Raw genomic sequence first — 23,664 nt, 5'->3', positions numbered from 1 at the left:
ACCCGGGTCTAGAGCGGGGCCTGCCAGGTGGTGGTCGTGCCCGATCCGACGCCGTCCGTCGTGCCGTCGTCGTAGACCGTCAGACGTACGCCCGTCCGGCCGTCCGGCAGCGTCGCCCGCGCGTCCACCGCCACCTCGATGCGGGTGACGTCGGGGCGGCGGGACGCGGTGGCCAGGGCGCGGCGCAGGGCGGCCAGGAGATGGCTCGCCGCCGGTTCCGTGACGCGGGCGTCGACGGCGCCGGTGAAGTGCACCGAGGGCTGCACACCGACCACGGCCGCCGCGCCCGCCGTCTCGCGGAGCACCTTGCCGCGGAACGTGGTCGGGGCGTCGGCCGGGGGCTGCTGGAGCGCGAAGATCGCCGTACGGACCTCCTGGATGGTGGACTCCAGCTCGTCCACGGCTTGGTCCAGGGTGGACTCCACCTGCGGCGTGTGGTCCCTGCTCCGGGTCGACTCCAGCATCATGCCGGTGGCGAAGAGCCGCTGGACGACGAGGTCGTGCAGGTCGCGGGCGATGCGGTCGCGGTCCTCGAACACGGCCAGGCGCTGCCTGCTCTGCTGGGCGTCCGCCAGGACGAGGGCCAGCGCGGCCTGTGAGGCGAACTGCGTGGCGAGGAGACGCTCCACGGAGGTGTACGCGCGCTCGCCCCTGCGGCGGGGCAGCGCGAGCGTCCCGATGAGCCGTCCGCCCGCCTGCAGCGGCAGCATCATGCTGGGCCCGAAGTTGGTCCGCACATGGGTCGTCATCCGGGGGTCGGTCGCGGAGTCCTCGATGAACACCGGCTCGCCCCCGAGCAGTTGACCGAGGACTTCGCTGCCGGGCTCGATCGTCGTGCCGATGAGGTCGTTCTGGAGGGCGTGCGGGTGCGCGTCGGACTCGCTCGGGGGCGGCGTGATGCCGTCCTCCTCCTCCGTCGCCGCCGCGACGATCCGCATGCCGCCCTGGTCCGTGGGCTGCAGGATCACCCCCGCCGACGCGCTCGCGAGGATGCGGGCCTGCTCGGCGACCGTCATCAGGGCGTCGGCCGCCGGTTCGCCGGTGAGCAGGGCCGTGGTGACCGCCGCCGCCCCGTCGATCCACCGCTCCCGCTGTCGTGCCGCCTCGTACAGGCGGGCGTTGCCGATCGCGATGCCCGCCTGGCTCGCGAGGACGCGGAGCAGTTGCAGGTCCTCGTCCGTGAAGCGGCCCTCGCGCTTCTCGGTGAGGTAGAGATTGCCGAACGCCTCGTCGTGGACGTGCACCGGTACGCCCAGGAAGCTGTGCATCTCGGGGTGCCCCGGCGGTACGCCGCACGAGCGCGGGTCCCGCGTCAGGTCGTCGAGGAGGAGCGGCTTCGGTTCGCGGATCAGGGTGCCGAGGAGGCCCGAGCGGCCGTCGGGCAGGGCGCCGATGCGCTCCCGCTCGGCGTCGGTCAGGCCCGCGGTGAACAGGTCGGTCAGTCCGCCGTGGCCGGGGTCGATGACGCCGAGCGCGCCGTACCGTGCGCCGGCCAGCTCGGTCGCGCTGTCCACGATGTGCTGGAGCGTGGTGTGCAGTTCGAGGTCCGAGCCGACGCCGAGCACCGCGTCCAGGAGGGGGACGAGGGGGAGGGGCAGTTCGTCGCCGCTCACGGTGCGGCGCCGTTCAGGTCCCGGCCGGCCGCGCCGCCGCCGCCGCGCGCTTTGTGGACCAGGCTCAGCAACGAGACGACCATCCACGCACCCTCCAGAAGCAGAAAACCCCACTGCCTTTCATGGAGAGCATCGCCCGCAGTGAGGCCCGAACCGATGAAGTTCAGCCAGAGATAGAGCCAGGTGTCCGTGCCGAGCCTGCCCGCCTGGGCGAGGACGAAGGCGAGCAGGATCAACGCGGAGCCGATCAGCTGCACGGTCATCGACATACGGGCGCTCTTCCGCGGGGGCCGGGATCAGCGGGGGAGAGGGCTCGCGTCAGCCGGAGAGCGGGTTGAGGACCAGGGGCTGGATCTTGCCCTCCAGCATCGCGCCGAGCCCGAGCACGGCGCACACGTCCGGACGCTCGGCGATCTGCACCGGCATCCCCGTCGCGTCCCGCAGCATCTGGTCGAGGCCGGGCAGCAGCGCGCTGCCGCCGACCATCATGATCCCGCGATCGGCCAGGTCGGCCACCAGGTCCGGCGGGCAGTCCCGCAGCACCTTGCCGATGCCGTCGAGTACGGCGGTCAGCGGGGTGTGGATCGCCTCGCGGACGGCGGCGGTGTCGACGTGCACCGAACGGGCGAGCCCGGTGGCGACATCGCGGCCGTGGATCTCGGTCGACTCAGGCCCCTCCGGAGTCAGGCCGTTGCCGCGCAGGGCGAGCTGGAGCGGGCGTACCGACTGGCTGGGGAGCATCAGCTCGTGGTGGTGGCGCAGGTGCTGGACGATCGCGTTGTCGATCGCCTCGCCGCCGACCGGGATGCGCTGGGCCGTGACGATCGACCCGAGGGAGAGCACCGCGACCTGCGTGGTCGCGGCCCCGCACACCAGGATCATCGTCGCTTCCGGCTGCTCGACGGGCAGCCCGCAGCCGACCGCGGCCGCGATGAGCGTGTCCACCAGCTCGACCCTGCGCGCCCCGAGCCCGACCATCGTCTCGACGGCGGCGCGCTGCGCCAGCGGGTCCGCGTCGTGCGGCGTGCAGGCGGCGGCGCGCAGCCGCGGCTTGCGGCGCAGGGTGCGGCGGAGCTTCTCGCCCAGGAGGTGGCGCAGCATGCGCTGGGCCATCTCGATGTCGACGACGGTGCCGCCGGACACCGGCCGTACGACCCGGATGTAGCCCGGCGTACGTCCCGTCATCTGCTCGGCGAACTGGCCGACCGCGATGAGCGCGCCCGTCCGGGTGTTGACGGCGGCGGCGCTCGGTTCGTCGACGACGAGCCCCGCGCCCTTCACGAACACCCGGGTCCTCGCGGCACCCAGGTCGACGGCGATGTGGCAGCGGCGCAACTGCTCCAGACTGACGGTCATGGCAGATCCTCCCGAGAGCGCAGACCGTACGGGCCGTCGGACGACGGTCCCCTCTCGCATCGTGCGGTGGCCGCGGGCGGCGCGCGCGCTGGGCTGAGCCGGGTGGGGTGCCGCCGCACGGGTGGTTTGGGGCGGGGGTGGGGGTGGGGGTGGGGTGCAGGGGGTGCCGGGGGTGTGAGGGGCGTTCCGGCTGCGGGTGGGTGCGGCTGCGGAGCTGGTCCGGCCTCGGGTGCGGGGCCGCGCCGGTATGTCCGTCCTCGCTATCGTCCGGTGGCCGTTGGGGTGCTTCGGCTCCGGAGTGCTGCGAACCGTGCTCCGGGCAGACATACCGGCACGTCCCCTCGCGTGCGCTGCCGACTGCGGGCGCGTGCGGCTGCGGGACTGGTCCGCCTTCGGGTGCGGGGCCGCGCCGGTATGTCCGTCCTCGCTATCGTCCGGTGGCCGTTGGGGTGCTTCGGCTCCGGAGTGCTGCGAACCGTGCTCCGGGCAGACATACCGACACGTCCCCTCGCGTGCGCTGCCGGCTGCAGGTGCGTGGCACTGTCCCACCCCCCCGCCCGCGATGTCCGCCCCTCCCTGTCGAGCTGTCCCCTTACCCGCCCACTCGCCTGTCACTGCGGGGCAATCGGGCGGGTGGGTGGGAAAGGCTTGTTCGTTCAGGGGTGGATGCGGGGTGATCGGGTGGGTGGGTGGGAGAGGCCTGTTCGGGCACCGGTGGTTGCGGGGCGGGCCGGCGGCTGTGGGTGGGGAAGGTGGGGTCCCGGCGGCCCGGGGGAGGCGGTCACCGTCAAAGCCCCGTGCAACGGACTGGCGGGAAGGTGACCTGGCGGATTTCCGCCAGTGACCGTCAACACCCCTGCAACACACGCCCCCTGACACTTTTCGCAGCACCCGGCGCCCACCCCCGCCCGGGTCCGACGAAGAGAGGGCACCCATGACCCGATCACCCGCGTGGCGAAGAGCCAGGCTGCTGCCGGCCGTCGGCCTCGCCTTCGCCCTGCTCCCGGCAGGGCAGAGCGCGAACGCCGCTCCCGCGGATGCGCCACAGCGGCGGGCAACCCCCGCCGCCCACACGGTCACCCTGGTGACCGGCGACAAGGTCACCGTCACGGAACTCGGCGGCGGGAAGAAGACCGTCACCGTCGACCGGCCCGCCGGGGCCACGGGAGCCGTCCGGAGCGAGATAGCCGGTGACCGCATCACCGTCGTACCGGACGAGGCGCGGCCCCACCTGAACGCGGGCACCCTCGACAAGCGTCTCTTCGACGTGACGGAGCTGATACGGCAGGGGCTGGGGGACGAGAAGGGTGGTGCGTTGCCGCTCATCGTCACGTATGAGGAGGGCGCGCGGCGCGGCAGCGCCGGACCGGTCGCCCCCCGTGGCGCCGACACAGTGCGGTCATTGCCCAGCGTGGGCGGCCTCGCCGTGACAGCGGACAGGCCGGGGGCCTTCTGGAGGGACGTCACCGCGGACGTCACCGCGGACGCCGCCCGCGGCGCTCTCGCCGACGGCATCGGCAAGATCTGGCTCGACGGCCGCGTCGAGGCCGACATGGCGCAGAGCAACGAGCAGATCGGCACCCCCAAGGCGTGGGAGGCCGGGCTCACCGGCAAGGGGGTGAAGGTGGCCGTCCTCGACACGGGTGTCGACGCGGGCCACCCTGGGCTCAAGGACCGCGTGGGCGTGAGCAAGAGCTTCATCCCGGGCGAGGAAGTCGCCGATCGCAACGGCCACGGCACCCACGTGACCTCGACCGTCGGCGGCAGCGGCGCCGAGTCCGACGGCGACAAGGAGAAGGGCGTGGCGCCCGGCGCCGAACTCTCCGTCGGCAAGGTGCTCAGCGACGAGGGCTCCGGCAGCGAATCGCAGATCATCGCCGGAATGGAGTGGGCCGCCAAGGACGTCGGCGCCAAAGTCGTGTCGATGAGCCTCGGTTCGCAGGAGGCCAGCGACGGCACCGACCCCATGGCCGCCGCCGTCAATGCTCTGTCCAAGGACACCGGCGCCCTCTTCGTCATCGCCGCCGGCAACACCGGCGCCCCCTCCTCGATCGGCTCGCCCGGCGCCGCCGACTCCGCGCTGACCGTCGGCGCGGTCGACTCCGCCGACAAGGCCGCGTACTTCACGAGCCAGGGCCCGCGATACGGCGACCACGCCCTCAAGCCCGACCTCTCCGCACCCGGCGTCGACATCCTCGCCGCTCGTTCGCAGCTCGTCGCAGGTGAGGGCTACTACACCGAGCTGAGCGGTACGTCGATGGCGACCCCGCACGTCGCGGGCGTCGCCGCCCTGCTCGCCGAGAAGCACCCTGACTGGAGCGGGGCTCGGCTGAAGGACGCGCTGATGTCCTCATCCGAGCAACTCGACGCCTCCGTATATGAGTTGGGCTCCGGTCGCGTCAGCGTCCCCGATGCCGTCGATACGCCGGTCACCGCGAGCGGCAGCGTCGATCTCGGCTTCTACTCCTGGCCCTATGGGGCGAATGAGCCCGTCACGAGGACACTTACCTACAGCAACTCGTCCGGCAGCGATGTGGAGTTGAGCCTCTCCGGCGAAGGGACGGCTGATGGCGTGGTGGCCCTCGCCGACAAGACGCTCACCGTCCCCGCGCACGGCACCGCGTCGACCACGGTGACCGGCGACGGTGCGAAGGCGCCCGTCGGCAACACCAGTGGCCGGATTGTCGCGAGCGTGGCCGGTGAGCCTGTCGCGCATACCGCCTTTGGCCTGGTCAAGGAGGAGGAGCGGTACACGCTCACCGTCCGCGTCAAGGACCGTGACGGTGCGCCGACCGGGGCGGGCCTCGTCCTTCAGCGGCTCGCCGAGCAGGTCGACCCCGTACAGGCGGAGGTCGGCGACTCCGGGACCCTGGAGCTTCGCCTCAAGCCCGGCACGTACTCCCTCTCCTCGTTCCTCGACGTGCGCGGCAGCAAGGGCAAGGACTCACTCGGCCTCGGCTTCCTCGCCGCACCCGAGGTCGTCCTCGACCAGGACCGTGAAGTCACCCTGGACGGGCGTGCGTTGCGCGAGGTCGGTGTCGACGTCGGTAGGCGGACGGAGACCCGGCAGCTCCTGATGGAGTACGACCGCGAGGCGAAGGGCGCCCAGTTGCAGGGCGCGGTCCAGGTGCCCGTCAAGTACGACAGCGTCTTCGCGGCACCCACCGGCAAGGTGACCGAAGGCAGCTTCGAGTACCGCACCGTCTGGCGTCTCGGCAAGCCGACCCTGGACGTGAAGGGGCTCGGCCAGGTGGTCGCGCAGCCCGGCGGCACGGTGGGCGACGGCCGTAGCAGGCTGCCGATCGTGGACGTGGGCGGCGGCACGGCGGCCGAGTACGCGGGCAAGGACGTCAAGGGCAAGGCCGTCATCGTGCGGCGGTCCGGTGGGGGCGATGTGACGCCCTCTCAGGTAGCGCAAGCTGCCCAGGACGCGGGTGTCAAGGCTCTGTTCGTGACGGATGACGTGCCCGGCAGGCTCAACGCCTGGTTCGGTACGGACGACAACGGCGACCGGCCGCTGCGGATCGGCACGGTCGACGCGGCGGACGGCGCGCGGCTGCTCGCGGCGGCGAAGGCGGGCCGTACCGTGCAGACGACGGCGACATCCCGCACGCCCTACGTCTACGACGTGTCGGAGGGTCACAAGGGCGCGGTGCCCCGCGGCGACCTGACGTACGAGCCGACCAAGCGTGAACTCGCCGTCCTGAACACGAAGTTCCATGCGGTGAAGCCGGTGGCCGGCGGGGAGTTCCGCTACTCGCTGACGGACACCTTCTCCGTCGGGATCGGCTTCCAGGAGAAGATCGACTACCCGGTCGAGCGGACGGACTACGCCTCCACGGGGGCCGGCCAGCTGTGGCACGAGTCGGTGTCGGTCGGGCCCGGCGCCGTGGAGCAGCGCAGTGGTCTGGTCGGCTATCGGGGTGGCAAGCACGGTGAGCTGAACTGGTTCAAGCCCGTGTGGCACCCGTGGCTCGGGACGGGCCTCGGCTGGGGTCAGCAGCGGCAGGGGAACACCCTGGAGTTCAACGTGCCCGGCTGGGGCGACTCGGGACCCGACCACACCGGATTCGGCGACGTGTGGAACGACGACTCGATGACGCAGGTCAGTGAGGTGTACGCGGACGGGGAGCTGGTCGACCGGCGGCAGAGCTCGGGTGTGTACGTGTGGGACGCGAATCCCGCGTCGACGACGTACAAGGTCGTCACGGACACGACGCTGGACCCGGAGCGGTGGCGGCTCGCCACGAAGGGGCACTCGGAGTGGACCTTCACGTCGAAGGAGACACCGGACGACCGCAAGACCTTCCTGCCCCTGCTGAACCTCGGGTTCGACGTGGACACGGATCTCGCGGGCGACGTCCGTGGCGGGCGCTCCGTGCGGGTCGGGATTTTCTCCGAGTACGTCAAGGGAGCGGTGGACACCGGGTCCATCGGCGGCGGCAAGCTCGAAGTGTCGTACGACGACGGTGAGAGCTGGAAGGGTGTCGACCTGGACCGGGACGGCCGCGGGGCCGCCTGGGACGGGAAGTTGAAGGTGCCCGGCGACGCGGAGTTCGTCTCGCTGCGGGCCTCGGTGCGCGATGACCGGGGCGGGTCCGTCAGCCAGGAGATCATTCGGGCGGTGGGGGTGCGGTAGGGCTCCGGAACGCGGCGACGCCGCCTCCCCTGGGACGGGGGAGACGGCGTCGCTGCGGGTGTTTCGGTGACGTCAGACCAGCCAGCCGAGGAAGTGGGCGATACCGGCGACGACGTCAGTGATGATGTTCATGGTGGTGCTTCTCCTTGTGGGACATTCTCAGGATCTTCCAACTCCCGGACCTCGTATGGGACATGGCCCGGGAACGCGGCAACTACGGTCTGCAGCCCGTTGCTTGCGTTCCGTAATCATCGTCAATCACTTGCGTCACATGCAATCCCTGGCGCGACGATCACCTGTTCCAGGGAACAACTGCTCCCCTGTTCGCATTTTCGGTTCGCGTCGTCGAGATGCGGCACGCCCGCAGGGGCGCGAGGATGGCCCCATGGAGGCTGCCGAGACGTTCCCCGTGCGCCGCGTGTACGACCCGCCCGACGAGGAGGACGGCGTACGCGTCCTGGTCGACCGGCTCTGGCCACGCGGCGTCTCCAAGGAGCGGGCGGCCGTCGACGAATGGCTCAAGGAGGTCACGCCCTCCAACGAGCTGCGGAACTGGTTCCACCAACACCGCGACCAGTACGAGGAGTTCGGCCGCCGCTACCGCGCCGAGCTCGCGGGCCCCGAGCAGCAGGACGCCCTCCACCACCTGCGCGAACTCGCGGACGCCGGAACGGTCACCCTGGTCACGGCGGTCAAGGACGTGGAGCACGGGCATCTGCCGACGCTCCGGGCCGAGTTGATGCAAGAGGGCTGAGGCCGACGCCCTCGCCGAGGTGCTCTCCGGGCCCGGCTGTGGCGACCCGGTCGAGTGTCTGGTCCGCCCCGGCGGGACGCAAGGGTCTTGTCGGGAGCACGTCGACATGTTGTTAGCCTGCGGGGCGGATCATCGAACCCTGGAGGACCACGTGTCACCCGACCGCCCCACGATCGCCCTGGTCACCAGCAGGCCTCAGCTGGAGACCGGCCTCGACCGTGACCTCCCCGAGCTGGCGCGCTCGCTCGGCGCGGCGGGCGCCGATGTCGCCACCGTGTCCTGGGACGATCCGCGGGTCGACTGGGAGGCGTTCGACCTCGTCGTCATCCGGTCCGCCTGGGACTACAGCGAGCGCGTCACCGAGTTCCTGGCCTGGGCGGGGCGGGTCGCGCGGCTCACCGTTCTCGCCAACCCGGCGTCCGTGGTGCGCTGGAACACCGACAAGCGGTACCTGGCGGAGCTGGCGGCGGCGGGCGTTCCCGTCGTGCCGACCGCCTATCTGGCGCCCGGCGACGCGATCGAGATCCCGGACGACGGCTCGTTCGTCGTCAAGCCCGCGCACGGTGCGGGCGCGCGCTTCGCGGCGCGGTACGAGAAGGGCGAGTACGACACCGCCGCTGCGCACATCGAGCGGATGCACGCGGAAGGCCTGACCGCGATGGTGCAGCCCTACATGGCCCGCGTCGACGAGACCGGCGAACGCGCGCTCGTCTTCGTCGGCGGGCGCTTCCTGCACGCCATACAGAAGGGCGCGGTCCTCGCGCCGGGCACGGCCTACGACGACGAGAAGATGCCTCACCCCGACCTCCGCCAGTGGCAGCCGACCGCGGAAGAACTCGACGTGGCCGAGCGGGCGTTGGCCGCCGTGCCGGGCTCGCCCGAGCTGCTGTACGCGCGGGTCGACCTCGTCGACGGAGCCGACGGCGAGCTGCCCTGCGTCATGGAGCTCGAACTCGTCGAGCCGAACCTCTTCCTCTTCCTGCACGCGGACTCGCTGCCCGCGGCGACCGAGGAGATCCTTACCGCGGCCCGATAACGGGTGGACGTGGCGGCGCGGGCGTGATTAGCCTGCCGCCATGTCCAGTCCCGAGTCCGACAGACTCTAGCCACCGGCCGGCACGCCCGGTGGCCCCCTCTCACGTCACCGGACCGATCGCCGAAGCGCGGATTCGACATTCCCCTTTTCTTCCTGGCGCGGCAGCCGCACGGCTGAGCCGCCGCCTTGTCGACCCCTGACGTGGTCGACCCATGACGTGGGTGCGGAGTTCCCTCATGCCCTTTGCTCTCTACATGCTCGGCCTTGCCGTCTTCGCGCAAGGAACCTCCGAGTTCATGCTCTCCGGTCTCGGCCCCGACATCGCCGCCGACCTCGATGTGTCCCTCTCCACCGCGGGCACCCTGACCTCGGCCTTCGCCGTCGGGATGGTCATCGGTGCGCCCGTGATGGCCGTCATCGGCCGCCGTCGGCCGCGCAGGACCGCGCTGCTCGCCTTCCTGGTCACCTTCCTGCTCGTCCATGTCGTCGGCGCGCTGACCACCAGCTTCGCCGTGCTCCTCGCCACCCGCGTCGTCGGTGCGCTCGCCAACGCTGGGTTCCTCGCGGTGGCCCTGGTCGCCGCCATCGGCATGGTCGAACCGAACGCCAAGGGGCGGGCCACCTCGGTGCTGCTCGGCGGCGTCACGCTCGCCTGCGTCGCGGGCGTCCCGGGCGGCGCGCTGCTCGGGCAGTTCTGGGGGTGGCGGTCCGCGTTCTGGGCGGTGGCCCTCGTCTCGGTGCCGGCCATCATCGCGATCCTGCGGTCCGTGCCTGCCGGTGCGCCCGACGCGGCGGGTGCCGACGCGGCAGGGGCCGACACGGCAGGCGCCGACGAGGCAGGGGCCGACGTGCGGGCAGAGCTGCGTTCGCTGCGCGACCCGGGTCTCCTGGTCACGCTGCTTCTCGGCGCCCTGGTGAACGGCGCGACCTTCTGCACGTTCACTTATCTCTCGCCGCTGCTCACCCACACCAGTGGGTTCTCGGAGAGTTGGGTTCCGGCGCTGCTCGCGCTCTTCGGCGCCGGTTCGTTCATCGGGGTCACGGTCGCGGGGCGGTTCGCGGACGCGCGGCCCGTACGGTTCCTTCTCGCGGGCGCGGTGGCGCTGCTCGCCGGGTGGGTGCTCTTCGCGCTGACCGCCGGGAACCCCGTGGCGGCGGTCGTACTCGTCCTCGTCCAGGGCGCGCTGTCCTTCGGCGTCGGCTCCGCCCTGATCACCCGGGCGCTGTACGCGGCGACCGGCGCCCCCACCCTCGCCGGCGGCTTCGCCACGGCCGCGCTGAACGTGGGCGCCGCGATCGGTCCCGTGGGCGGCGGCCTCGCCCTCTCGGCGGGGCTCGGCCACCGCTCGCCCCTGTGGGTCAGCGCGCTGCTCGTGACGCTGGCCCTGATGGTCGGGGCCCTGGCACTGGGGAAGCGTCAGTCCGGGGCCGGGAACGACAGCCGCTGGAGAAGCCCCCAGGTGAACTCCGCGACGCAGCGGCGCGGCTGACCCGCCGCGTCCGGTGCCGTGAAGGCGAGCCGCCAGCGGGTGGGCGCCGTGCCCTCCATCGGGCGGGCCGGGGCGAACGCGCGGGCGGCCTCGTCGACCGTGCACGACCAGGGGGCGAGGTCGTCCAGGGTGCGCAGCGCGGGGCCCGGTGTGCCGGGCGCGCGGATCAGCCACTCGTTCCACACCGCGCCGTTCGGTGCGCGCAGGACCTCGAAGCGCAGGTCGGGCCAGAGCGGCACCGGCCACAGCAGGGCCTCGCACTCCAGGTCACCGATCTGCCGGGTCACCGTGGACTCGGGGGCGCCGAGGACCGAGCGGTAGCGGGAGACCGCGCCGCGCGAGCGGTTGGGGTCTCCCCTGCTCGAGCGAAGCCGAGAGCTTGGGGAAGAACGGGTCATCGCCTGCCAGCGGCGGTTGGCCTCGCGCATCTCCGCGATGGAGGCGCCGAGCTCGTGGCGGGCCGCCTCCACCAGGTCCGGGTTGTGGTCGGCCATGCGGCGCAACAGGACCAGCTGGAAGTCGAGCGGGGTGAACGCGGAGCTAGCGGACATGCGCTCCATGGTCGCGCACCGCCGCCGCTCCCGGGCGGCGCCCGCCGGGAAGGAAGAGCACCGAGTTGACGTACCGGGGCCTGCGCGGCGTGAGCACCCTGCGGAGCAGCCCCTGCGAGACGACGTACGAGGTGTCCTTCTGGTGCGCCTCCAGGTCGAAGCCGTCGAGCGGCACCCAGGTGTCGTGGGGGAGCACCCAGCCCCGGTAGCCGTGCTGCCGGGTGAGCAGCTCGATGATCGGCTCGATCGGCTGGATGCGGGACTCCAGCTCGATGAAGAGGGCGGGGTGGTCCCGGGTCAGCAGATCCCGGGCGCCGTGCAGCACCGGGAGCTCGTTGCCGTCCACGTCGATCTTGATGAAGTCGACGTCACGCAGGCCGAGCCCGTCCAGGGTGAGGCAGGGCACCTCGACCGCCTTGGCGTGGATGTCCCTGCGGATGAGCGAGGAGACCCCGCGGTCCCCGCGGTCGCCCTGCGGCAGCCAGAGCCGTGCCGTGCCGGGGCGGTCGGTGGCCGCGGCCTGGATCACCCGGACGTTGCCGGGCGTGGAGGTCTCCAGGAACCTGGCCAGATGCGGCACGGGCTCCACCGTCACCACGCGGCGCGCACGCGAGGCCAGACGGCGCGACCAGGGGCCGTACCAGCCGCCGACGTCCACCGCCGTGCCGCAGCCGCGCGGGCAGAGGTCGGCGAGGCGGGCGAGCTCCGGCTCGAAGCGGGGGTAGACGAGGCGGGCCACGGCGCCGATGAGGCGGGCGGGGAGGTGCGGGGCGAGGCGGGCCGCCACGGTCTTGTGCGGTTTGGTCCCGTGGGGCTCGGGGGCGGACCTTTCGGGGCCCGTCACGGGGAGATCCGCTTCAGGAGCTGCTCGTGCTCGTCCTCGGGTATCTGCTCGCCCGACGAGGGCAGGAGCTGCGGTATGCCATCGATGATCGGATAGCGGCGGCGCAGCCGCGGGTTGTAGAGCACCTCCTCCGGTACGAGGGGTTCCGCCGGCTCCAGAAGATGCAGCGGCCCCTTGTCCAGCGGACAGGCGAGGATCTTCAGGAGGGGATCTTCGGGGTTCATCAGCTCGTCAACTCCTTGGTCGGCGGCGTCGGTTGGGGCGGGGGCGCGTCATGCTTGGGCATGGCGAGGAGCACGGACACCGCGAGCGCCGTGCCCGCGATCCGCAGGGCGAGCCGCAGCGGTTCCTCCGGCAGCGGCTCGCCGAAGGCCAGCGTGCCGAGTACCGCGGTGAACAGCGCGGTAACCGTCGTGCACACGGGGACGATGAGCGAGGCCCGGCAGCGTTGCAACGCCGCCTGCGACATGATCAGGCCGAACGCGCCGGTGAACAGCAGGAGATACGGGTACGGGGAGCGCAGCAGGTCGAGCAGCGCGGAGCCGAGTTCGTCCGTGGTCAGGTAGCTGGAAACCCCCTTGATGGCGAGCGAGCTGACCCCGTAGAGGAGCCCGACGGCGACCCCGTACTCGACGCCCGTCGTGGGCAGCCGGTGCCGGTGCTTCGCGCGCCGCTCGGCCGACCCGTACAGCAGGACCCCCGCGGCGAGCGAGGGCAGGCAGACCGTGAGGACGAGCGGGACCGGCGCGCTGCGGCTCACGGTGTCCGCCTCCTCGCTCAGCGACAGGACGACCATGAGCAGCGCGAGGAGGATGGCACCGACGGCGTACCGCTCGCGCCCCGAGGTCTGCTCCCCGAGCAGCACGGAGGAGAGCAGCAGCAGGAGCACGAGCCCGGAGACGAAGATGCCCTGCGCGGCGGCGATCGGCAGCGTCCGGTAGACGGCGAGCTGCGCGCCGAACCCGGCGGCGAGCGCGAGCGATCCGCCGATCCACAGCGGGCTGGAGATCACCTGCCTGAGCAGCCGTGCCGGGCTGCGCACGCTGACGGAGGGCATCGCGGTGAGGGCACGTTTCTCCAGGACGAACCCGGTGCTGTAGAGGACGTTCGCAAGGAGGGCGGCGGCCACACCCCACCACATGGTCTACGACCTTCGAGCGTGCAGCAGCAGGATCGACGACGCGCTCGGCACGGCGCAGGCGAGCCGGTCCAGGGCGCGCAGCGGACGCGGTACGCCGTGGAAGGGCGCACCGGCGACGCGCACCACGTCGAAGCCGGACGCGGCGACGAACTCCCGCAGCGCGCGGGCGGTGTAGAGCCGCAGGTGCCCGACGACCTCGCTTCCCGGGCGGCCGTGGATGCCGCGCAGGCTGACCTCGGAGAAGACGGGCTGTACGCCCGCGAGCAGGAGGCCGCGGTTGTACCAGGCGGCGAGGTTGGGTGTGGACAGCATCAGATGCCCGCCCGGCCTGAGCACTCTCCGCAGCTCGTCGAGCGCGCTGTCGGGGTCGACGAGATGCTCGATGACCTCACTGAAGAGGACGGCGTCGGCGGAACCATCGGCGAACGGAAGCCCGCCGTCGGTGAGTTCACCGCGTACGACGTACGGCAGATGCGCGTGGGCCCGCTTGAGGGCGTCCTGGGACCAGTCGACGCCGACGACGCGATGCCCGGCGAGCAGCGGGGCCGCGGTCGCCGCGGCGGTGCCGTCGCCGCAGCCGATGTCGAGGACGACGGCGGTGCGGGCGGTGGCGGGGCCGAGGGCGTCGGCGAGCATCCGGGCCTGGCGGATGCTGCGGGCGTCGCCGGAGGCTACGGGGACGGAGGGGTCCTCGTAGAAGTCCCGCAGATCGCGGGGCGCGGTGCTGGTGCTGACCGTACTGGTGCTGGTCACGGTGTCTTCCCCTCCTCCGTGTGCTCCGTCGGCTCCGTCTGCTCCGTCGCGTGGAGGTAGTGCTCGAAGAGGTCGCGCAGGTGGGCGCCGTCGCCGCTGCTGAGCAGGGACTTCGACCAGCGCAGTGCGACATGCAGGCGGCCCGCGGTGGACGCCGTGGTCACGGTCAGGCCGCGGGGCAGCCGGGCGGGCGCGGAGAACCAGACGGCGTGCGCGCGGCCCGCGTCACCGAAGTCCAGGGAGTACGGGACGCGCCCGATGTTGCTGAGCAGCGTGGTGGACGTCCAGGGCGCGGCGGCTCTGCGCAGGCCGCGCGTCACGGCCGCCCTGAGGGTGACGGGCAGGACGGGCGAGGTCAGAAGGGCCGCGCCACGGCCGAGTTGGGGCCGGGAGAGTGCCTTGAGGGCGCGGGTGCGGTCGGCGGTGCGACGCAGGAGTGCCCCGATATCCGCGGGCCCCCACTCATCGGAGGTCAACTCGGCAGCACTGAAGGGCACTTCCACCAGCCGGGTGCCGTTGCCGATGGGCATGTCCATGTCCCGGGTCCGGTCGTCGACGGGCATGGTGATCCGGAACGGCTTCGGCCGCGCGCCGTGCTCCCGGTTCCAGTGCGCGATCATCAGCGCGGTCGCCACCATGAGCTGATCGTTCACGGTGAACGGCGCCCCCTTGGGCCGCCGGGGCACGGGCAACTCGGCGACGAGCATGCCGTTGCCGGGAGAGGGCTCGGGCTTCCCCCGAGAGACCCGAGCAGGCGGAGCCCACCCGGAGGGCCCACCCCCCGCGTCATCCGCCTTCTCGGGCACGGCGGACGAGGGCGGCCGCAACGGAGGCGCGGCGGGCGAGTTGTCCTGCTCGCCGTACAACTCGGCGGCGGTGGCGAGAACACGGAGACAGGCGGGACCGTCGAGGGCGGTGTGGTTGATGGTGAGGAACAGGACACTGCCGGACTGTGGGCTGCCGTTGCCGCCTCCGTTACCGCTGGGAGTGGCGTCCGTTTCCGGCGCCCCGGGCTCCGGGCCGGTGGCGGTTGCAGCCTCCGGCTCCTCCGGGGCGGCATCACTCACGGCAGTGGAGGAGGACTCGGCGGCGATCACCTCCAGACGGATCGGTGGGGAAGCCGACAGCGGTGGGGCCTCGGAGAGGGAGCGGGTGCGGGCCTTCTTCAGGGCGTCTCGTTCCGGGGGCGGGAACGTCACCACCTCCACGTCCGGCTCCGCCGTCAGTTCCCACTCGTAGCGGCGGCGGTACCAAGGCCCCCGCGCCTCCCGCATCAGGATGCGCGGGTGGCGGCGCAGGGCCTCGGTGAACGCGGCCTTCAGGCGGGCCGGGTCCGGGGTGCCGGGCAGGTGCACCTCGATGTGCACCGTCTCCGGCTCCTCCTCCTGGAGGCAGTGCCTCGCGACCTCGTCGACGACGGGGAACGGCACGCGCTCCGGAGGCCGTTCGGGTCCGTCCGCGTGACGTGCCGGGTGATCGAGTGCGGTCATCGGTCCGTGTCCTCCCCGGGGGTGGACGGTGCGGCGGCTCCCACCGGCCCGTCCGTCGCCCTTGGCCTGCGCCGCCTGAAGCGCGTGGTCCGCATGGTCCGGGTACCTGACGGTGCCGGTTCCGGCTGGGCCGATGCCGGGCCCCTGGCGGAGATCGTCGGGCCGGTCGCCGCCTGCGGTGCGCCGCCGGCGTCGTGGCCGCCGGCGCCAGGACCGCTCTCCCCGCGCTTGCGGCGCGGCAGCGGAGTCGTACCCAGGTCCCGGTCGGGGCCCGGCGGTGGCGTCATCGGCGGCACCGGGGGCGGCGGCTGGTGCGCGGGCGGCTCCCAAGGGGCGGCCTGGCCACCCCCGCCGGGAGGCGTGGCCGTCGCCGGAGCCCCGGCTGCCGCACCCCGCACACTCACCAGCGCCGCGAACAGCGCGATGAGAGCCAGGAGTTGGGCCAAGGGGCTGAACGCGCCCTCGTCAGCCGTGGCCGGCTCACCCGCACCCACCGCCGCCGCGATCCCCGCCCCCGCCATCGCCACGAAGGCGAGCGGTACGAGCAGCGCGTGACGGCGCCAGGCGAGCAGGGCGAGCGCGGGCACGAGCAGCGCGAACCAGCCCGCGATCACCGCGGCCACCAGCGTCAGCGCCACCGTGCCGAGGATCAGCCCCGGCGCGGGCGGAACCACGTCCGGCCCGTCCGGATTCGGCTCACGGCGCCGGATCAGGGCCAGGGCGATGAGGGCAAGGACCCCTGCACCGCCGCCGATCAGGCCGATCTCGTAGATCCGCGAGGGCTCGTAGGAGAGCTTGACCGTGCCGCCCTCGCCCTTGGGGACCAGGAAACCCTGCTGCCAGCCGTCGAGCCGTACGGACGACAGCTCCTTGCCGTTCAGCGTGGCCTTCCAGCCGTCGTTGATGTTCTCGTAGGTCGAGAGGTACGAGGCCGAGCCCGCGCCCACCGACACCTCGCGCCGGTCGCCGAGCCAGTCCTTGATGTCGAGGGAGCGCGACTCCTCGTCGATCGCGCCCGGCGTCCCCTGCGTCAGCGAGACGTCCATGAGGACGAGCGGACCCGCGTCCCCGGCCTCGACGGTGTGCTTGCCGGCGCCGAGCGACAGGGCCGTGTTCTGCGAGCCGCGCGAGCAGAGCGTCACCTCGATGGGCCGCCGCTCGGTCAGATCCCGTACCGAACCCTTCGCGCTCGTGGCGTGCAGCTTGCCGTCGACGGCGAGGTCCGGGCCCTCACCGCAGGCGAGTTCGAAGGTCGCCGAGGCCTTGGGCTGCTTCGTCCGGTACTTGTCGAGCGCCGGGACGTAGGCCTCGGTGAGACCCACCGGCAGCTGCAACTCGTCGTCCACCGCAGGGTTGTGGACCGTCAGCGGCGCGGTCTCGGTGACCGTGATGGTCAGCTCGTCCGTGGTGATCGGCGGGAACCGCACGTTGCCGTTCTCGTCGACACCGGCGATCGCCGCGCCGTCCGGCGAGCTGATCTCGACCTTCTGGGGGCGCGTCGAGAGACCGCCCGCCGCCGGCAGGACGATCTCGTCGATCGCCTGCTTGCCCTTCCACTTCAGATGGACCACGGGACTGTCACCCGCGATCCAGGCAGTCGTCAGGTCGCCGTCCGTGAGATTGCGCGGCGACAGACTGCCGCCGAGCTTCGACGTGGAGTCGGCGCTGGCGACGATCTGGTCCTTCTGCTCCGGCGCCACCTTGTACAGCAGCTTGTCGAGCTCGGACCCCGGCATGGCGACCGCGCTCGCCTTCACCTCGAACTCGGCCTCGGCCGGTGTGGTGAAGCGGCGGTGCAGCCCCGACTCGGTGTTCACCGGCGACAGGGCGCTCGGGTCCGAGGCACGGTGCATCGAGTACGTCGTCGCTTCGGCGCCCTCGGCGGGCGTCCTGGCGGCGGACCCGGTGTCCGTGGGTAGCTGCAGCAGCTTCGTCACCCGCACGCCGGGAACGGTGATCTCCGAGAACCCCGCGCCCGTCAGACCGGCCTTGCCGATCTCCGCGTCCAGGATGGTGACCTTCAGCCAACTGGAGTCGCCCGCGGGCGCCTTGACGCTCTGGCGCATGCCGTTGGGCTGCAGCGTGCTCGTGCGGCTGCCCTGCTCCGTCTCCACCCGCACCCGGGTGGGCGCGGCCCGCACGCCCTCCTGCGGCAGCGGCGTGAGCCGGATCGAGGACGGGACGGACTCCTTGGACCTGAACTCGGCCTTGATCCAGGCACCGTCGGGCTTTCCGGGGCTGCCCTCGGCCCACGCCGTGGCCGGATTGCCGTCGAAGGCGTTCACGGGGTCGTACTGCGGCAGGTGGAAGAGCCAGTTGCCGTAGCTCGACGCCGTCACGGACTTCGCGCCGCGCAGCTGGGCCGTCGTCTGGTGCTCGATACCCGTGGTGGGCAGGATCTGGTGCGGCTTCTTGCCCGCGTCCTGGAGCGCCTCGCTCGCGTTCCGCTCGCCCGCTGTGTACGTGTACGAGGTGTTGGAGTTGACCAGGCCGAAGCGGGTGTCGGCGCGACGCAGACCGTCACCGACCGCCTGGAGGCCGGGAGTTCCGACCCCCGGGTGGTTGTCGCCCGTCAGGACGGACGGCCGGTCCCGCATCGAGGGGTCGGCGGACAGCTGGAGCAGCGACTCGGGGCCGCCGCTCACCACGGCCGTGTTCGACACGGGCTTGATCCCGGCCTGTCCGGGCCGCTCGGCGCCCGACCCCGGCGCGTAGATCTCCACGGCGCGCTGGCGCGGGTAGAGGCCCTCGACCTGGAGGGGCGTGTCGTTGGGTATCTTCCCGCCGGTCCCGGTCGGACCGAAGCCGGTGACCCGCTCGAAGCCCGACTCCTCCAGGGTCCGCTTCACGGTCGCCGTCGGGATGTTGCCGACCTGGTCGGGGTCGAGGTCGTTGCGTACGACGACGTAGTACAGGCCCGCGCGCGTCACGTAGTCCCGCAGACCGGGGACCTCGCCACCCGTCGCGAGCGCCTGCTCCACGGCGTCCATCGCGCGCCGGTTGCCCGCCGTGCCGAACGGCACGTAGTCCCGCTGCGCCCAGCGCGACTCCGCGAGCACGTCGAGGGGCTGGTCGATGGGCGAGCCCCAGGTGTAGATGCCGTGCGCGGTGGCGGGCACCACGAGCGCGCGGGAGTCGGGGGAGTACTTCTTCAGCCAGTCGCCCGTCGCCTCCCAGTAGTCGGGCAGCTTCTGGAAGGAGCCCGGCTGGAGGATCGAGCCGTTGAGGTAGGGGAAGGCGAGACCGGGCAGCACCAGCAGGGCGGCGATCAGCGGGGCGAACTTGCGCCCGCGCACCGGCCGCGCCCCGCGCGCCTGCGCGGCCACACCCACGAGATGCATCAGACCGAAGACCAGCGCGAGCGCGAGGCCCGTCTGGAACTTGTAGATGTTGCGGAAGGGGACGAGCCCGCCGTCCAGCCACGACTGCACCGTGTCGTGGAAAGGCGCCCCGAACGAGCCGCCGTACCCCGCGAGCGTGATCAGCGCGACCGACAGCACGGTCAAGGCGAGCCAGCGCCGCTCGGGCAGGTCACGCCGCGCGAGCCCGGCGAGGCCGAGGGCGGCGGCGAGCGCCGAGCAGACCACGACGACCACGGACGTCGCGACCGTCCACCCGGCGGGCAGCCACGCCTCACCGAAGTGCAGATAGGCGACCCAGTTGCCGGCGCCGCGCAGGGTCTCCGTGGCCGACATCGTGCCGGTGGTGGTGGCCGAGTTCTCGACGAAGGGGAGGAAGTTCTCGCCGTAGATGCCGAGCACGAGCAGCGGCACCACCCACCAGGCGGTGGCGAGGATGACGCCGGGCACCCACCAGGTGATCAGCTTCCGCTTGCGTGGGCCGTTCGGTCGCGACAGGAGATACAGGCCCACCGGCAGCAGCGAAGCGAGCGTCGAGGCCGCGTTCACGCCGCCCATGAAGGGGATGAAGAGCGCCGAGCGCAGGGCCGCCGAGCGCGCGCTGATGCGGTCGTTCGTCAGCGGGAGCAGCACCCACGGCAGGAGGGCGCCGGGCAGCGCCGCCGCCGACGTCGACCCGACGACGACGGTGAACGTCGGCCACAGGGCGTAGGCCACCGCGCCGAGCAGCCTGCTCCCGCTGCTGCCTATGTTCAGCCGCTCCGCGAGCCGCAGCGCACCCCAGAAGGCGGTCGCCACGATCAGCGAGAGCCAGAGCCGCTCCGCGAGCCAGACCGGGAGCTGGACGAGGTCCGCCAGGCCGTAGAACGGCAGCATCGGCCACGTATAGCCGACGTACTGGTTCTGGATGCCGCCGAAGCCGCCCTGGTCCTGCCACAGCTGGCCCAGGTCGGAGAGGAACCGCCAGGGGTCGACGGCGACGCCCAGCTTGGTGTCGAACGTCATCCGCCCCGGCTTCACCGCCAGGAAGAGGACGAAGACCACGGCCCAGAACCCGAGCAGCCAGCGCTTGGAGCGCGGCCCTCTGCCGGGTTCGGGGGCGTCAGCCGTTGGCCGGACTGCCGCCGGGGGTGGGGCCTGGACCGTGGTCATGGACACCGCCTGAGGATGAGAAGGAGATTCCAGGTGGCGAACTCGCGTACACCCGGCACTTTGGTGATGCCACTGGCCAGGAACGGCCAGTAGCGGGACCGTGCGGACACGACGGACACGTCCTCCCTCGCCCGCACTTGGCGCAGGGTCGGGCCGACGTGGTGAGCGAAGAGGTTCTCGCCGAGCGTGTGTTTGGCTGCCTTGCCTGTACGTCGTTCATAGCGGGCGCGGCCACGGGCGCCGCCCAGATAGTGCCAGGGCGCCCACTCGTGGCCGCCCCACGGCGAGTACCAGTTGGTGAAGGAGACGTAGATCAGGCCGCCGGGCCTGGTCACCCGCACCATCTCGCTGAGGAACGTCTGCGGATCGTCCACGTGCTCGAGGACGTTGGAGGAGAAGGTGACGTCGGCGACGCCGTCCCCCAGCGGGAGGAGATACCCGTCGGCGACGACGGAGCCCTCCGGCGGTTTGGCGCCCAGCTCGGCCGGGTCCGGCTCGAAGAGGAAACTCTGCGCGCCGCGCCGCCGGAACTCCTCGGTGAAATAGCCACCGCCGCCGCCGATGTCGACGACGACGCGGTCCTTGACCGGTCCATAGGCCTCGACCTGGTCGGCGGCGTCACGGGCGAGCAGGGTGTAACACCGCTCGGGCTCCTGCTGCTCGCGCAGGAAGGCCCGGAAGAGGGTGAGGGATCGGCGCAGGGACGGGTCCTTCACGCGGACCCCTGGGCTGCCTGGTGCGAGACGATCGCCTCGGAGGCCACCACCTGGAACTCGCGCACGGAATTGGCCCACCGGTAGCTGGTGGCCCGTTCGCCCGCGGCCTTGCCGAGGGTCTCGCGGCGCTCGGTGCTCAGCGCCAGGGTGCACCAGGCGGCGGCGAAGGAACTCTCGCCCCGGGCGAGCAGCCCCGTCACACCGTCCTCGATGGAGTCACGTACGCCCGGTACGTCGAAGCCGATCGCCGGGGTCGAGCGGGTCGCCGCCTCGGTGATGACAAGGCCCCAGCCCTCCACGGCGGAGGGGTGCAGGAGCATCCACGCCTCGCACAGCAGCCGGTGCTTCTCGGCCTCGGAGACATGGCCTTTGAACTCCACGCCGGGGCCCGCGAGTTGTTGCAGCCGCTCGCGCTCCGGTCCGTCGCCCACGATCACCAGACGGCCGCCGGTGACGGGCCTGACGCGCTCCCAGAGCCGGAGCAGCAGGTCGATGCGCTTGTACTCGACGAGCCGTCCCATCGCGAGGAACATCGGCTCGTCCGAGCGGGGGTGGAGCGTACCCGGCTCCTCGACCCCGTTGTGGACTATGCGTATGCGCTCACGCTCGACGCCTATCGCGCGCAGGGCGGTGGCCGTCGACGGCGAGACGGCCACCAGGAGATTGCCGCGCTGGGCGCCGGAGAGCGACCAGTGCTCGAGTCTTCGGCCGAGCCGGGCCGCGGGGGCGAGCGCACCCTGGAAGCGCATCCCCCACAGATCGGTGTGGACGTGGTTGACCAGGCACAGCGTGGGCCCGCGGTGCCACAGCGGCGCCAGGTACGGCATGCCGTTGCAGACCTCGACGAGGAGGTCGCAGTCGCCGACCTGCCGGGTGAAGGCGGAGCGCGAGCGCAGATAGTGCCCGAGGTCACCGCCCGCCGACACGACGCGGTAGTCACGGAAAGCGGCGGGGCCCCCGCACAGGAGGGTGACCTCGTGGCCGAGCTTGCTCAGGCCGTCGGCCAGCCGGTCGACGAGCAGTTCGGATCCGCCCGCGGCCGGGTTCGCGAGGTCGCGGCGGGCGAGGAAAACGATCCGGCGCGGCTGCGGGGGAGGTGCCGGTAGCCGTTGCGCGACCCGCGGTGTTGCGGCGCGCAGCGGAGAAGGCACGTGCTGGGGCATGCGTGCTCCAACTCGTCAGGGTGCGGAACCGTGAGGTGCCTATGGGGGGTTGCACCGTTCGGGGGTCGCTTACGGAGGTGCTGTGCTCTGACTGTGCGGGGGCGGTGCGGGGACTGTGCGCGGGGTGGGGTCGTTAGTTTTCGCCGCCGTGTTCGACGCGGCTACTCACCGAAGTGACAACTTTCGTTGTTTCAACAGCTGACGTCTCATCACATCGTGGTGGGTTGCAGGGCGGTTGGGGACGTATCGCTATGCGGACCGCCCGGCTCCGCCGCTGAACCGGGCCCTCCGGGCCCATCGGGTCCCTGCGCCCCACTGTCGGAACGTCGTCCGCGGATGACAAGAACGCCTCCCGCGAGCGCGAGCAGCGCGCCGAGCACACCCGTACCGACCGGCAGCGTCTCGCCCACCAGCTTCAGCCGGCTGCTGTCGTCGTCCGCGAGCCCGACCTGCGTCTTCTGCGTCTTCTCGGTGAACGCGATGCGCTCGCTGTCGAGCAGCACCGTCGCGTCCTTGTCCGAGCCGGGCGCGCGCAGCGTCTTGCGGGGGCCGATCGCCGCGTAGATGATCCGGCCGGTGCGCTTGTCGGCGACCAGCTCGACGCCGTGGTTGGCGTACCACTCCTCGGCCAGCACGTTGCTGCGCTTGGGCTGCCCCACCAGGCGGCCGGGCACCAGACGGGTGCCGGTCTTGGCGGGCTTCACCTCGGCGGTGAAGCGGTAGCCCTCGTACCCCTGGATCTTCTTCGTGCCGCGGAAGGTCAGCGGGACGGTCGCACCCAGGGTGTTGTCCCACCAGGTGTAGGAGCGCTTCTCCACGTCGAAGGGGAACTTGAGGTAGGCCTCGCCCTCGAAGTGCGGCTTCTCGTCGCAGCAGTGCACCGGCTTGTTCGTCCCGCGGTCGGTGACCCAGCGCTCCGTCGTGAACTGGAGCGAATCGTGCGGGTCCGACGCGGGCAGGGACTTGTCCGGGTCGACGGACGTGACCACGTCCCAGACCGCGTGCTCGCTGGTGCTGTCCTCCACGTCGCCGCGGACCTGCCGCGTGATCGTGAGGTTCTTGTCGCGCACCGTCTTGATCTTCTCGGTGTCGAAATAGCTGCCTTTGCCCTTGAAAACAGTGATCGTGTCGATGTCCACGGGCGTGCGTTTCGCGCGTGGCTCGACGTACCACGCGAGCATCGGCGCCAGGACGAGCAGAAAGACGCCGAGTCCGAGGAGGATCAGCGAGAGGGGCGAGGCTGTGCGGCGCATCCGGCACTCCTGGGGGCGGGTGAGAAGTGTTACCGAGCCGTAGGGGCCGGAACGCTAGGCGGACCCTTGACGAAGTGTCAATGCGTTGATGAAACTGTGCACCTACCGGGTGGGGCCGGTAAAGGACTGTGCGAGCGCCATCCGCGCGACCTGGGTGGGGACGACCTCCAGCAGAGAGGCTGACCCTGACATGCACCGATTGCTCGCCGCCGGGCTGACCGTCGTAGCCGCCGCGGCACTCGCCGTGGCCGCCGCGTTCGGCGTCGTCGCGCTCCTGAACGCGACCCCCGAGCAGCCCAACACCCCCCTCGTGCACTACGAGATCGCCCCTCGGGGACAGTGAGTGGCCGTGCC

General features: G+C 71.8%; 18 protein-coding genes. 5 read left to right on the top strand and 13 right to left on the bottom strand.

What is annotated here, in order from left to right:
* Positions 1–8: 8 nt before the first annotated feature.
* Genes ABXJ52_RS11715 through ABXJ52_RS11705 form a run of 3 tightly spaced genes read right to left on the bottom strand, consistent with a single transcriptional unit; the run spans position 9 to position 2,969 of the window.
* Positions 9–1,613 carry a GAF domain-containing protein gene (locus ABXJ52_RS11715; protein WP_367041619.1) on the bottom strand — a complete coding sequence of 535 codons (1,605 nt, stop codon included), beginning with the start codon at positions 1,611–1,613 and terminating at the stop codon, positions 9–11.
* Positions 1,610–1,882 carry a hypothetical protein gene (locus ABXJ52_RS11710; RefSeq protein WP_367041617.1) on the bottom strand — a complete coding sequence of 91 codons (273 nt, stop codon included), beginning with the start codon at positions 1,880–1,882 and terminating at the stop codon, positions 1,610–1,612. The genes ABXJ52_RS11715 and ABXJ52_RS11710 overlap by 4 nt, the downstream gene beginning before the upstream one ends.
* A 49-nt stretch (positions 1,883–1,931) precedes the next feature.
* Complete coding sequence (locus ABXJ52_RS11705; protein ID WP_367041615.1) at positions 1,932–2,969, bottom strand: rod shape-determining protein; 1,038 nt, start codon at positions 2,967–2,969, stop codon at positions 1,932–1,934.
* A gap of 934 nt (positions 2,970–3,903) precedes the next feature.
* On the opposite strand from ABXJ52_RS11705, the gene ABXJ52_RS11700 reads away from it, so the two are divergent.
* The 4 genes from ABXJ52_RS11700 (at position 3,904) to ABXJ52_RS11685 (ending at position 10,888) form a co-directional block, all read left to right on the top strand.
* On the top strand, positions 3,904–7,608 hold the full coding sequence (locus ABXJ52_RS11700) for a S8 family serine peptidase (RefSeq protein ID WP_367041614.1): 3,705 nt from the start codon (positions 3,904–3,906) through the stop codon (positions 7,606–7,608).
* Between the two features lie 385 nt (positions 7,609–7,993).
* Positions 7,994–8,362, top strand: coding sequence for a DUF488 family protein (locus ABXJ52_RS11695; protein WP_367041612.1), 369 nt, complete (start codon positions 7,994–7,996; stop codon positions 8,360–8,362).
* A 172-nt stretch (positions 8,363–8,534) separates the two neighbouring features.
* Positions 8,535–9,398, top strand: coding sequence for a hypothetical protein (locus ABXJ52_RS11690; protein WP_367048994.1), 864 nt, complete (start codon positions 8,535–8,537; stop codon positions 9,396–9,398).
* A gap of 236 nt (positions 9,399–9,634) precedes the next feature.
* The gene (locus tag ABXJ52_RS11685) at positions 9,635–10,888 is read left to right on the top strand and encodes a Cmx/CmrA family chloramphenicol efflux MFS transporter (protein WP_367041610.1); all 1,254 of its coding nucleotides are present in this window, start codon (positions 9,635–9,637) and stop codon (positions 10,886–10,888) included.
* On the opposite strand, the gene ABXJ52_RS11680 is transcribed toward ABXJ52_RS11685, so the two are convergent.
* The 10 genes from ABXJ52_RS11680 to ABXJ52_RS11635 all read right to left on the bottom strand — a co-directional run bounded on the left by ABXJ52_RS11680 (position 10,816) and on the right by ABXJ52_RS11635 (position 23,310).
* A complete protein-coding gene (locus ABXJ52_RS11680; protein WP_367041608.1) occupies positions 10,816–11,439 on the bottom strand; it encodes a hypothetical protein in 624 nt (207 codons plus the stop codon). The genes ABXJ52_RS11685 and ABXJ52_RS11680 overlap by 73 nt on opposite strands.
* Positions 11,429–12,283, bottom strand: a complete 855-nt coding sequence (locus tag ABXJ52_RS11675; protein ID WP_367041607.1) for an FkbM family methyltransferase — start codon at positions 12,281–12,283, stop codon at positions 11,429–11,431. Before ABXJ52_RS11675 ends, ABXJ52_RS11680 begins: the two co-directional genes overlap by 11 nt.
* Positions 12,280–12,507, bottom strand: coding sequence for a Trm112 family protein (locus ABXJ52_RS11670; RefSeq protein WP_367041605.1), 228 nt, complete (start codon positions 12,505–12,507; stop codon positions 12,280–12,282). The genes ABXJ52_RS11675 and ABXJ52_RS11670 overlap by 4 nt, the downstream gene beginning before the upstream one ends.
* Complete coding sequence (locus ABXJ52_RS11665) at positions 12,507–13,412, bottom strand: hypothetical protein (protein ID WP_367048993.1); 906 nt, start codon at positions 13,410–13,412, stop codon at positions 12,507–12,509. Before ABXJ52_RS11665 ends, ABXJ52_RS11670 begins: the two co-directional genes overlap by 1 nt.
* A 15-nt stretch (positions 13,413–13,427) precedes the next feature.
* Positions 13,428–14,177 (bottom strand): class I SAM-dependent methyltransferase, encoded by a 750-nt coding sequence (locus ABXJ52_RS11660; protein WP_367041603.1) that lies wholly within the window; start codon positions 14,175–14,177, stop codon positions 13,428–13,430.
* Positions 14,174–15,667 (bottom strand): condensation protein, encoded by a 1,494-nt coding sequence (locus ABXJ52_RS11655; RefSeq protein ID WP_367041601.1) that lies wholly within the window; start codon positions 15,665–15,667, stop codon positions 14,174–14,176. Before ABXJ52_RS11655 ends, ABXJ52_RS11660 begins: the two co-directional genes overlap by 4 nt.
* Positions 15,664–20,178 carry an alpha-(1->3)-arabinofuranosyltransferase family protein gene (locus tag ABXJ52_RS11650; RefSeq protein WP_367041599.1) on the bottom strand — a complete coding sequence of 1,505 codons (4,515 nt, stop codon included), beginning with the start codon at positions 20,176–20,178 and terminating at the stop codon, positions 15,664–15,666. The genes ABXJ52_RS11655 and ABXJ52_RS11650 overlap by 4 nt, the downstream gene beginning before the upstream one ends.
* Positions 20,175–20,894, bottom strand: a complete 720-nt coding sequence (locus tag ABXJ52_RS11645; protein ID WP_367041597.1) for a class I SAM-dependent methyltransferase — start codon at positions 20,892–20,894, stop codon at positions 20,175–20,177. The genes ABXJ52_RS11650 and ABXJ52_RS11645 overlap by 4 nt, the downstream gene beginning before the upstream one ends.
* Positions 20,891–22,057, bottom strand: coding sequence for a glycosyltransferase family 4 protein (locus ABXJ52_RS11640; RefSeq protein WP_367041595.1), 1,167 nt, complete (start codon positions 22,055–22,057; stop codon positions 20,891–20,893). The genes ABXJ52_RS11645 and ABXJ52_RS11640 overlap by 4 nt, the downstream gene beginning before the upstream one ends.
* A 209-nt stretch (positions 22,058–22,266) precedes the next feature.
* Positions 22,267–23,310, bottom strand: coding sequence for a DUF3068 domain-containing protein (locus tag ABXJ52_RS11635; RefSeq protein WP_367041593.1), 1,044 nt, complete (start codon positions 23,308–23,310; stop codon positions 22,267–22,269).
* Positions 23,311–23,500: 190 nt separating this feature from the next.
* Between ABXJ52_RS11635 and ABXJ52_RS11630 the strand changes: the two genes are divergently transcribed.
* Positions 23,501–23,653 carry a hypothetical protein gene (locus tag ABXJ52_RS11630; RefSeq protein ID WP_367041592.1) on the top strand — a complete coding sequence of 51 codons (153 nt, stop codon included), beginning with the start codon at positions 23,501–23,503 and terminating at the stop codon, positions 23,651–23,653.
* Positions 23,654–23,664: the final 11 nt, after the last annotated feature.

The sequence above is a fragment of the Streptomyces sp. Je 1-332 genome (assembly GCF_040730185.1).
In the GTDB taxonomy this organism is placed as follows: Bacteria; Actinomycetota; Actinomycetes; order Streptomycetales; family Streptomycetaceae; genus Streptomyces.
This window is presented reverse-complemented; position numbering and strand designations above follow the sequence as displayed.

Coding starts and splice junctions, on each gene's coding strand:
- ABXJ52_RS11640 (WP_367041595.1), bottom strand. CDS start 22,057: ATGCCCCAGCACGTGCCTTCTCCGCTGCGCGCCGCAACACCGCGGGTC.
- ABXJ52_RS11655 (WP_367041601.1), bottom strand. CDS start 15,667: ATGACCGCACTCGATCACCCGGCACGTCACGCGGACGGACCCGAACGG.
- ABXJ52_RS11650 (WP_367041599.1), bottom strand. CDS start 20,178: ATGACCACGGTCCAGGCCCCACCCCCGGCGGCAGTCCGGCCAACGGCT.
- ABXJ52_RS11705 (WP_367041615.1), bottom strand. CDS start 2,969: ATGACCGTCAGTCTGGAGCAGTTGCGCCGCTGCCACATCGCCGTCGAC.
- ABXJ52_RS11635 (WP_367041593.1), bottom strand. CDS start 23,310: ATGCGCCGCACAGCCTCGCCCCTCTCGCTGATCCTCCTCGGACTCGGC.
- ABXJ52_RS11630 (WP_367041592.1), top strand. CDS start 23,501: ATGCACCGATTGCTCGCCGCCGGGCTGACCGTCGTAGCCGCCGCGGCA.
- ABXJ52_RS11710 (WP_367041617.1), bottom strand. CDS start 1,882: ATGTCGATGACCGTGCAGCTGATCGGCTCCGCGTTGATCCTGCTCGCC.
- ABXJ52_RS11700 (WP_367041614.1), top strand. CDS start 3,904: ATGACCCGATCACCCGCGTGGCGAAGAGCCAGGCTGCTGCCGGCCGTC.
- ABXJ52_RS11695 (WP_367041612.1), top strand. CDS start 7,994: ATGGAGGCTGCCGAGACGTTCCCCGTGCGCCGCGTGTACGACCCGCCC.
- ABXJ52_RS11685 (WP_367041610.1), top strand. CDS start 9,635: ATGCCCTTTGCTCTCTACATGCTCGGCCTTGCCGTCTTCGCGCAAGGA.
- ABXJ52_RS11680 (WP_367041608.1), bottom strand. CDS start 11,439: ATGTCCGCTAGCTCCGCGTTCACCCCGCTCGACTTCCAGCTGGTCCTG.
- ABXJ52_RS11670 (WP_367041605.1), bottom strand. CDS start 12,507: ATGAACCCCGAAGATCCCCTCCTGAAGATCCTCGCCTGTCCGCTGGAC.